The organism is Butyrivibrio sp., assembly GCF_024699075.1.
The window spans coordinates 1-9,244 of record NZ_JAILQF010000344.1 but is presented as its reverse complement, the minus strand read 5'-3'; the positions used below and the strand labels follow the sequence as shown (position 1 = coordinate 9,244).

Sequence of the window (9,244 nt, the reverse complement as noted above, 5' to 3'; positions counted from 1 at the left end):
TCAAACAACAATAAGATACATTTATAGGATTCTCCTTAGTCTTATTATGTCTGGTATTTTGGTTCATTACTAAATTATTCTCATACATCTGATTATTATCCTTCTTCATTTCACCTAAATTTAAAAACTTCTACGATATACCGCTTAAACAGCATTGTACTACCTTACACCTTATTCCTATTCAAAATCCGACGAATTGCACAATTTTCAGGATAAGCGGCTTAAAATGCGTAAAAGCATAGTGAAAATGGCTATTCTACAGTTTTTTGAAGTATAATGCTTATTGTATACAAGCAGACTTCTCACATATACGAACCAGCATTCCCAAATCCTATTCAGGGGCTGTGATATATAAATCATTGCCAAACTTATAAATCGTTCTATTAAATTCTGGAGCATGATATATGGAAATCTTAACCTTTTACAAATTAATGATCTGATCAAATCCCGCTTCATCACTATCAATATGAGATATCTTAATGACTATTTTAGTAGGATCACTTAGTAGTTCTTTTTCCAGATTCTTAAGTAGTGCCTTAGTTTCAACATCCAGTCCTGCATCGATCTCATCCAGAATAACAAGCGAAGCATTAGATTCCATCATGCATTTCATCATGAACAGTTTTTTCTTTTCGCCACCGGACAGTGTCGCACCATTTTCTTCTATAACATCAATATCGGGATTTAGCTTCAATTTCATGCGAATTGTCTCTATTTTATCGTAACTGAAGTCTGAATGAGTAAGGAAATAAATCCTTTACTTTTGACAAAAAACTGCGATGTAAGTTGCCATTTATAGTGGCTATTTACACCGCAGTTTTTATATTGCATCTATTATTTTCTTTTCATTATAGATATGACACCACTCTGTAAGGAAAACGTTATAAGAGCTTCAAGGAATGTTATAAACAGTATTAATTTCTATTTTATCTTCCCGTCGCCAATATAAAGCCTATCCGTAGCTATTCTGTCCACGAACACTTTATCGTGCGAAGTAAATATTAGGGTTCCTTCATACTCCACCAACATTTTCTCTAAAGCTTCGACAGATGGGATGTCCAGATAATTAGTAGGCTCATCCAGTATAAGGAGGTTAACATCTGATACAAAGAGCATGGCAAACGACAGCTTCATTCGCTCTCCGTCAGAAAGCTCCGATGCCTTTTTGTTCATATCTCTTTCTGATAAAAGAAGACGTGCCAAAACAATTCTTGATATGCTCTCGCTTTGGATGCTGACTCTTCGGACATTTTCCAGAACTGTCTTCGAAAGATCGATCTGGGACATATTCTGCCTGGCATATCCTATCTTGGCTCCCGGAACAACGTATACGCCGTCTCTCTTTTTGATTAGTTCAAGCAAGGTCGTCTTGCCGGCTCCATTTCCGCCGAGGATCGCTACCTTGCTTCCGTTCCTTATCAACCTCCTCGGCAGAACTCCGAAAAAAATTAACCGCTCTTTATATACTATTATAAAGTGAATGTGAATATTATACAAAGGGCTTTATTTTATGCACATTCAGGCCCTGTTTTCGTACTTTTGATGAAGGGCAAAACGCACGTAATACCGTTATCAAATAATTAAAAATATTAAAAATTTGTCATTTTTCACGAAATTTAGTTGATTAATAATGTTTTTTATGATAGTATCATATTAAGTATAAATAGATTAATTTGCCACAAATGGCATGCCCTGCAAGGAAATCGCTTAAGGACGAGCGAGACGTATCAGCAAGAGTAATGATCAAAGCTGAAGATTGTAACCAATCTACCTTGCATCAATCATGGAAGAAAGGAGGGCATCATATATGGCTAATAATATAACGTCAAATGGTATATATAACCATTTTCTAACGTCATATGCATCGAAAGATATTACTAAAGCTGATTCTCATAAAAAAGATGAGCTTAAAGATATCTATAAATCGATTGTCCGTATTAATAAAGATTCCCCTCTTTATCTTCTGAAACAGGATAGTGTTAATGAGGAAACTGCTATTGCGTTCAAAGAATCTGCGCGCAAATTGCAGGGTGATCTTGCTATGCTCAAAGGAGAAGGCGAAAGTAGTGATTTCAGCAACAAAGTTGCCTTTTCTTCCAATAATGATGCTGTATCAGCAACATATATAGGCTCTGCTGCAGACAATCCTCCTTCATTTGATATAAGCGTTGAAAGACTGGCACAAAACCAGGTCAATACCGGCAATTTCCTTCCAAATACAAAGACATCCCTAGAAGAAGGAAGCTACTTCTTTGATGCCCGTATTGGGGAGCAGAATTTTGAATTCCAATTCTCTATCGGCGAAAATGATACAAACCTTGAACTTCAGCAAAGGATTTCAAAACTTATAAACAAGGCCGGTGTAGCCCTTGAAGCAGAAGTTATAAGTAATGATAATGGTGAAAATGCCATAGAGATCAAGGCTTCAACCAATACACTCCAACAAGGGCAAAACAAGCAGTTCGATATCCGTGATGCTCTTAACAGCCCTCGTCATGGCATAGTTCCATACTTTGGCATTGATAAGACAACTAAAGAAGCCGAAACAGCCCAGTTCACCATAGGAGAAGATACCCATACTTCCTTGTCCAATCATTTTACGGTTGCTTCCGTATATGAGCTTGAACTTAAAGATACAACTACAGATAGTGAACCTATACATATTGGGGTTAAATCAGACAACGAAGCCCTTGTAGAGAATGTAAAGAATCTTGTTTCAAGTTACAATAACTTCCTTGATTCCATATCCAGATCAAGTGACAACATTCAGGCAAGATCCAAAATGCAGGCATCTGTCAAAGCCGTGGCTTCGCAGCACAAAACAAGTCTTGAATCTATTGGAATAAGTCAGCTTGAAAGCGGGCACATTGAACTTAATGAGGAATCTTTAAGAAAGTTGCAGCAAGACTCAGACGATTCTACAACGCTCATGAATCCTGCCAAAGAATTTGCAGAAAATCTTAAGGATATAAGTAAAGAAATAATGCTTGACCCAATGAAGTTCACACAAAGACCTATAGTTAACTATAAAAATCCTGGGCACGAATATGCTAATCCTTATGTGACCAGCGAATACTCAGGAATGATGTTCAATAACTACTGCTAATACAATAATAATTACCGCTAAAATGAATACTGTAAAAAGAAAATTTACAGTTATATTTCAAATTTGAACAACATAAGAATATGGGGCTATTTGGAAAAAGAATATTTATCCAAATAGCCCCAGTTTTGTATTTTATTATTATCCCTGTGCCTTAACAGCATCAAGAGCCTGTCTTACGACCTGATCCATATTGAAATACTTGTACTGACCAAGACGGCCTCCAAATATGATCTGAGACCAGCTTGCAGCCTTACTCTGGTATCTTGCAAATATTGCATTGTTCTTATCATTGTTCATCGGATAGTAAGGCTCTTCACCAGGCTTCCATTCTGCCGGATATTCCTTGGTAATAACAGTTCCTCTTCCTTTTCCAAATTCAAAGTGCTTATGCTCTATTATCCTTGTATAAGGAACTTCTCTTTCTGTATAGTTAACAACAGCATTGCCCTGATAATTATCAACTTCAGGAAGGTTGGTTGTCTCAAATCTAAGAGAACGGTACTCAAGATTTCCAAGTTCATAATCAAAGAACTCATCGATCATTCCGGTATAAACAACCTTTGCAAAGGTATCGCCATTATTAGCTGTTACCTCTTTACCAGGTCTTTGCTTCTTCATATCTACATATTCAAAGAAATCTGTAGATAGCTGTACTGTGATATTGTTATAGGCCTGGATTCCGCAGATCTGACCACCCATGTCATCACGCATACCAAGAAGTCTCTCGCACATAGCTGTATAACCGCCTACAGGAATTCCCTGATAAGGATCATTGAAATAATTGTTGTCATATATAAATCTGAATGGAAGGCGCTTGATTATGAAGGAAGGAAGTTCACTGCAGCTTCTGCCCCACTGCTTCTCTGTATATCCCTTTACAAGCTTTTCAAATACATCCTTACCTGCAAGAGATAATCCCTGCTCTTCAAGATTATCAGCCTCGAAATTGCTGATATCATAATCAGTTGGATCTGCTACTCCACGCTTTTTGAGTATTTCTACAACAGCCTCACGGCTCTGCTTACCAATAATATTCTGAGCCTCTTCAGGAGTTCTTATTCCCCACATTTTGGAAAAAGTATTCATGTTAAAAGGAAGGTTGTAAAGCTCATCCTTATAAACAGCAATCGGAGAATTCACATAATTGTTGAAATGTGCAAACTTCTGAACATACTGCCATACTTCTTCATCTGATGTATGGAAAATATGAGCACCATAATCATGAACCTGAATTCCCATGACCTCGCTGGTATGAACATTACCGGCAATAGTATCTCTTTTATCAATTACCAGGCACTTTTTACCTGCTTTTGCAGCTTCATGTGCGAATACACATCCATAAAGTCCTGCACCTACAACAAGATAATCGTAATTCATAATATTCTCCCCTGAAATAATAAATTCTGTCACCGGAATGCTTTTAGTTTTATTTTCATAAATAGAGTTATAACCATTTTGAACAATTATATTCTCTGTCTACGAAATATTAACTAAAATTTACCGACAACAGAATTTATGATATCAGACTTTTGATTATTTTTAAAGGATTTCTTACTTAAGGTAGATCTCAGGTACATTGGTAATTATATCAGTAACTCCAAACTCTGAGTATTTACCCATATCTTTTTCTTTTAAGATCCTTCCGTCATGATAGAAAGGCTCTTCCATATTCCAGGCACGTACAGGAGCTCCAGCCAGCTTTCCTTCGCCCCTTGCATTCATACCGCCAATCCAGGGATGAAGTGCATCTGCATTTGCATATATGGCGCCTTGTATGCATCCTTCCATAGTCCCTGAAAGCATTCCTGTACTTGCAGATGGAAGAAGCTTTTTGATAAGCTTTATTGAGTCTGCAAGGAATGAAGAATATACTATGTATTTTTCCATACCAAATTCATGAACAATATCAAGAACCTTCTGCTCAATTCCGGGATATCTTACAATGCTTGTTTTAAGTTCTATATTTATAAGAAGACCATTATTCTCACAATAAGGCTTTAAAAGTTCGAGCATCTGCCTTAAAGTCGGAATAGTAGTTGTGTTACCATCTCCTGACTGGATATGAAGCATCTTGAGTTCTTTTAACGTATAATCCTTAATATATCTGGTTCCATCTGTAACTCTGCCAGTGTGCTCATCATGGAATACGACAACTTCCCCGTCTTTGGAGAGCTGAACATCTGTCTCTATTCCGGTTATTCCGGGGATCTTGGCTGCTGCCTCAAAAGCTTCAAGCGTATTCTCAGGATAAGCCATACTGCATCCCCTGTGAGCCCATATCTTTACGTCTTTTCTTTCACCGGGCCTGTGCCTCTGAGCTATGAACCTTTCTATAATACCTGTAGCAGCAAGGCTTTCCTTGGTTGTAAGAAGAGTGAAAGGTTCAAGGCACTGAACCTGGCTTTTAACCTCTTCATAATTGTTCTCTGACATATGATCAGTCAGATGGTTCCTTCCAATAGTAACCACCCTTCTCCTGAACTCTGTAAGATCATATGAATATCCGTTGCCATTGCAATCACAGTAGATCGTATCATTGTTCTTATCATCATAAGCTTTGATCGTAAACTTGCGCATAAGATACCAGGGAGATTCTACATTTATGCATCCCATAGAACCTGTGATCGTAAGCGCATCATCGCTCATAACCGCTGTTGCAGTCTTAACTGTAGCCTGTGAGTGATCGTACTTTAGTGTAACCTTGGTATATGTATCAATTCCATTTAATCCGTATACAGCATTAATATAAATATCTTTATAATCTGTTCCAAGAAGTCTTAATACAGGCGCAAGAACAAAATTGCCGAACGTTTCAAAGCTTCCCCCTTCAGGGAATGCATGCTCTTTTTGATTAGTTGGGATAAGTCTGGAAAAAGATACTTCTATATCCATGATATTTCCGATAACTCCGCTTTTAAGAACTTCTGCAAGTCTAGCAAATCCCGGAGTATAAAGACTACCTGTTGTTTCCATAAGGACGAGGCCTTTTTCAGTAGCAAGATCATATAATTCTTCTGCAGTCTTTACTGACCAGGAAATTGGTGCCTGGCAAAAAACATGCTTGTCCTGATCAAGCATCTTTCTAACGAGTTCTTCCCTACATTTATTCTCTGCAGAAATATATACAACGTCACAGCTTCCTGCAACTACATCCGTATCAAATGTCACTGTTCCAACATGATATTTTTGAGCAAATTTCTCAGCTTCATCAATTTGCACATCATATATACATGTCAGATCAAACTCCTTACTCTTTGATACCACCTGCGCAATATAATCAGCAGTTGTACCTGTTCCCATTATTCCAATCTGCATATTAGCCCTCTTTTCCGAAGCTCAAGCTTCTATACATATTATAAACCTTGCATGCAGGCTTTGCACATGTAGCCAAAAACATGGATTGTCTATATGAAGTCAGGAATACATGTTTTTGATACTTAGAGCCATCATTATACTCCCTAAAAAAAGATTGATTGACTTTTTAATTTTCATGTGATAATATACCTTCCGACGTAAATTTAATATTTAGATGAAAATGGTAGCGAGACATTGATAAACCGTCCCCCGCGAAAGTTATATGCAGGTGATCATTGGTTTTATCGGTGTTTTTTTTATGCTTATTTGGCAATAAGCATAAGTACACACACGTATTTTTAGGAGGAAATTATGCCACAGACAAAACTTGAAAACGTAATATTCACAATCATGATGGTGATCGTAATGGTATACGGAATGGTCGTATACAACATCACATTAGACAGAGGAGTTCTTACTAACGATGTATTCTTCATCGCTTTATTTGAGCTTCCTATTATGTGCGTAGTTGGATTTATTATTGAATCTCTCATTGCAGGAAGACTTGCACAGAAGATGGCTTTTAAGATCGTAACACCGGGCCAGGACAAGCCATTTATGATAGTTCTTGCAATCTCTGCCATGACAGTAGTATGCATGTGCCCTCTTATGAGCCTTGTAGCTACATGTCTTTTCAAGGGAATAGACAGCCAGATAATCGCTAAATGGATTCAGCTTACAATAACCAATTTCCCAATGGCACTTTTATGGCAGATCTTTGTAGCAGGTCCTGTAGTCCGCTTTTTATTCGGACATATCTTCAATAAAACAAAGGCAGAATAATATCGCTGTTCAAACTTAGCATACAAAATATGCTACTTTCCCTGCTATTTTATGCCTCAGGAAGTTATAAAGGATTTTCTTGTCTTAAAAACCTGGTCTCTTTCAGCATCATGAAGGAGGCCAGGGTTTTATTATAATATACCTTTTAAAAGCTTTAATTGCTACTATCAATAAGCTTCATAGCTTCTTCTACATAGCGCATTGCATTATCTTTAAAGTGGGCTTTTTGCTCGGGTGATACCTTCTTAACTACTTTGGCAGGCATGCCTAGTACCAGGCTATCATCAGGAATAACTGTATTTTCCGTAAGGAGAGCTCCTGCGCCTATGATGCAGTTTTTACCTATATGGCAGCCGTTCATGATAGTTGCATGCATGCCTATAAGAGAATAATCGTCTACAAATGATCCATGAACAATAGCGCTATGTCCAACAGTTACGTATTTACCGATAGTAACAGGAAGTCCTTCTTCCTCATGTATAACAGCATTGTCCTGGATGTTGGATCCCTCTTTTATTGTAATAGAGTCTCTGTCGGCTCTTATAGTAGCATGGTTCCATACGCTGCACATAGGGCCAATCGTTACATTCCCACATATATCAGCAGATTCTGCAATATACGCCCTTTTATCTATTACCGGTTCTTTCATAATCCAACCTCATCTTATATAAATACTAATTGTATACTTTTGATACTATAAAAAAGCTGCTGCCATACAGGCAACAGCTAAAGTATTACAATTTTCAGATGAGTTTATTGAGCTCATCAAGGTTAGCACCTGCAGTTTCAGTAGCCTTTTTATTTTCTGCCTGAATCTGTGCATATACTTCCTGACGATAGATCGGAATTTCCTTAGGTGCTGCAATTCCAAGTTTAACCTGGTCTCCACGGATCTCGAGAACAGTTATTTCTATATTGTTGTTTACGATAATAGCTTCGTTCTTTTTTCTGGATAATGCTAACATATGACGTCCCTCCATGACCTCTGACTTTTTTCTTGATAAATAATTGCTTCCACACTGCAAGCTGTAATGCTAATGGAAACGATCTGTGAAGAAAAATACACAAATCAGGTAGTGAATAATTATAATCCACTTTTCCCATACCCGCTTAATCTTAACACGGGCAGACATCCTGTGCAATGTTTTTTGTCATAAAAATCCAGAAAAATATCAGTAAGCCTGCATTTTAAGCCTTTTTCTCATTCTTTTCTTTCATCTTCTTGAGAATGTCATATATTGGAAATTTGATCTGATATTTATCATCATCAAGTATAACCTGGCATCCTTTTCTTGTATCAGCATTGATGATAAATGGTCCCTTCATATTAGCTGTCATCTTTGTAAGATCATGGGGCACAGTTAATGTTACAAGAACAAGCATATTTTCATCCGTGATAGGTTTTACATCCTCAAGTACTTCATCCTCAACTTCAGGATTATAATCTTCCTGAACATGAAGAGGGTCCATTACAGGCATCGCGAACGCAGGTTCGTCAAGAGACTGAAGCCACTGAATATTGTGACTTCCCTTTTCAACATCATACATAAGCGCGAAGCGAGTCAGATCTGGGAAACCAATGATTCCCTTTGGAAATACAAGTATCTTGTCATCACTGATTTCAGTTTCACCGAAAATTTTTGTTGTTAGTTTCATGATTTCCTCCACTTTCGTCAGGCCTTACCTTTGGCCGAGAGAAAAGAGTTATAAACACTTTTCTACTATCACGCTGTTTTTGAGAAATATTAATAGTAAAAAAATACAATTTATACTAATTCAAAACCTATTTCGGTTTATTTACAGCTATTCATAACCCCTTTTTGCAAAATATATTAGCTTATTTACATAGTGCTTAACGCTTTAGCATTTCTATATACGAATTTTTATATTTCGTATATCTTTACTATATATATTTTAAATATAGTTCATAAGTGATTCTTTCATGATCTTACTTGTAGCCATAAGTGATGCCTGGTATATAAGCTCAGCTGTAGAAAGGTT

The 9,244-nt window shown here is 37.2% G+C and carries 9 protein-coding genes; 2 read left to right on the top strand and 7 right to left on the bottom strand.

Annotated elements, in window-relative coordinates:
- Positions 1 to 421: 421 nt before the first annotated feature.
- Together K6G87_RS13955 and K6G87_RS13950 are read right to left on the bottom strand one after the other, a co-directional pair.
- Entirely contained in the window at positions 422 to 700 is a 279-nt protein-coding gene (locus tag K6G87_RS13955; protein WP_330669868.1) for an ATP-binding cassette domain-containing protein, read from the bottom strand.
- A 221-nt stretch (positions 701 to 921) separates the two neighbouring features.
- On the bottom strand, positions 922 to 1,422 hold the full coding sequence (locus K6G87_RS13950) for an ATP-binding cassette domain-containing protein (protein WP_296838530.1): 501 nt from the start codon (positions 1,420 to 1,422) through the stop codon (positions 922 to 924).
- A 385-nt stretch (positions 1,423 to 1,807) separates the two neighbouring features.
- Between K6G87_RS13950 and fliD the strand changes: the two genes are divergently transcribed.
- Positions 1,808 to 3,106, top strand: a complete 1,299-nt coding sequence (fliD, locus tag K6G87_RS13945) for a flagellar filament capping protein FliD (protein ID WP_296838527.1) — start codon at positions 1,808 to 1,810, stop codon at positions 3,104 to 3,106.
- A 138-nt stretch (positions 3,107 to 3,244) separates the two neighbouring features.
- On the opposite strand, the gene glf is transcribed toward fliD, so the two are convergent.
- Together glf and K6G87_RS13935 are read right to left on the bottom strand one after the other, a co-directional pair.
- Entirely contained in the window at positions 3,245 to 4,483 is a 1,239-nt protein-coding gene (gene glf, locus K6G87_RS13940; protein ID WP_296838525.1) for a UDP-galactopyranose mutase, read from the bottom strand.
- Between the two features lie 174 nt (positions 4,484 to 4,657).
- Positions 4,658 to 6,421, bottom strand: coding sequence for a glycerophosphodiester phosphodiesterase family protein (locus K6G87_RS13935; protein ID WP_296838522.1), 1,764 nt, complete (start codon positions 6,419 to 6,421; stop codon positions 4,658 to 4,660).
- 351 nt (positions 6,422 to 6,772) lie between these two features.
- On the opposite strand from K6G87_RS13935, the gene K6G87_RS13930 reads away from it, so the two are divergent.
- Positions 6,773 to 7,243: a DUF2798 domain-containing protein gene (locus K6G87_RS13930; RefSeq protein ID WP_296838519.1), complete on the top strand. Its 471-nt coding sequence runs from the start codon at positions 6,773 to 6,775 to the stop codon at positions 7,241 to 7,243.
- 154 nt (positions 7,244 to 7,397) lie between these two features.
- Here the strand turns inward: K6G87_RS13930 and K6G87_RS13925 are convergent, their stop codons facing one another.
- From K6G87_RS13925 to fliW, 3 genes are all read right to left on the bottom strand, one after another.
- Positions 7,398 to 7,892, bottom strand: a complete 495-nt coding sequence (locus K6G87_RS13925) for a gamma carbonic anhydrase family protein (protein WP_296838518.1) — start codon at positions 7,890 to 7,892, stop codon at positions 7,398 to 7,400.
- A gap of 94 nt (positions 7,893 to 7,986) precedes the next feature.
- On the bottom strand, positions 7,987 to 8,208 hold the full coding sequence (csrA, locus tag K6G87_RS13920; RefSeq protein WP_073388619.1) for a carbon storage regulator CsrA: 222 nt from the start codon (positions 8,206 to 8,208) through the stop codon (positions 7,987 to 7,989).
- Between the two features lie 223 nt (positions 8,209 to 8,431).
- Positions 8,432 to 8,899, bottom strand: a complete 468-nt coding sequence (gene fliW, locus K6G87_RS13915; RefSeq protein WP_296838514.1) for a flagellar assembly protein FliW — start codon at positions 8,897 to 8,899, stop codon at positions 8,432 to 8,434.
- Positions 8,900 to 9,244: the final 345 nt, after the last annotated feature.

Coding starts and splice junctions, on each gene's coding strand:
- K6G87_RS13935 (WP_296838522.1), bottom strand. CDS start 6,421: ATGCAGATTGGAATAATGGGAACAGGTACAACTGCTGATTATATTGCG.
- K6G87_RS13930 (WP_296838519.1), top strand. CDS start 6,773: ATGCCACAGACAAAACTTGAAAACGTAATATTCACAATCATGATGGTG.
- glf (WP_296838525.1), bottom strand. CDS start 4,483: ATGAATTACGATTATCTTGTTGTAGGTGCAGGACTTTATGGATGTGTA.
- K6G87_RS13925 (WP_296838518.1), bottom strand. CDS start 7,892: ATGAAAGAACCGGTAATAGATAAAAGGGCGTATATTGCAGAATCTGCT.
- K6G87_RS13955 (WP_330669868.1), bottom strand. CDS start 700: ATGAAATTGAAGCTAAATCCCGATATTGATGTTATAGAAGAAAATGGT.
- csrA (WP_073388619.1), bottom strand. CDS start 8,208: ATGTTAGCATTATCCAGAAAAAAGAACGAAGCTATTATCGTAAACAAC.
- fliD (WP_296838527.1), top strand. CDS start 1,808: ATGGCTAATAATATAACGTCAAATGGTATATATAACCATTTTCTAACG.
- fliW (WP_296838514.1), bottom strand. CDS start 8,899: ATGAAACTAACAACAAAAATTTTCGGTGAAACTGAAATCAGTGATGAC.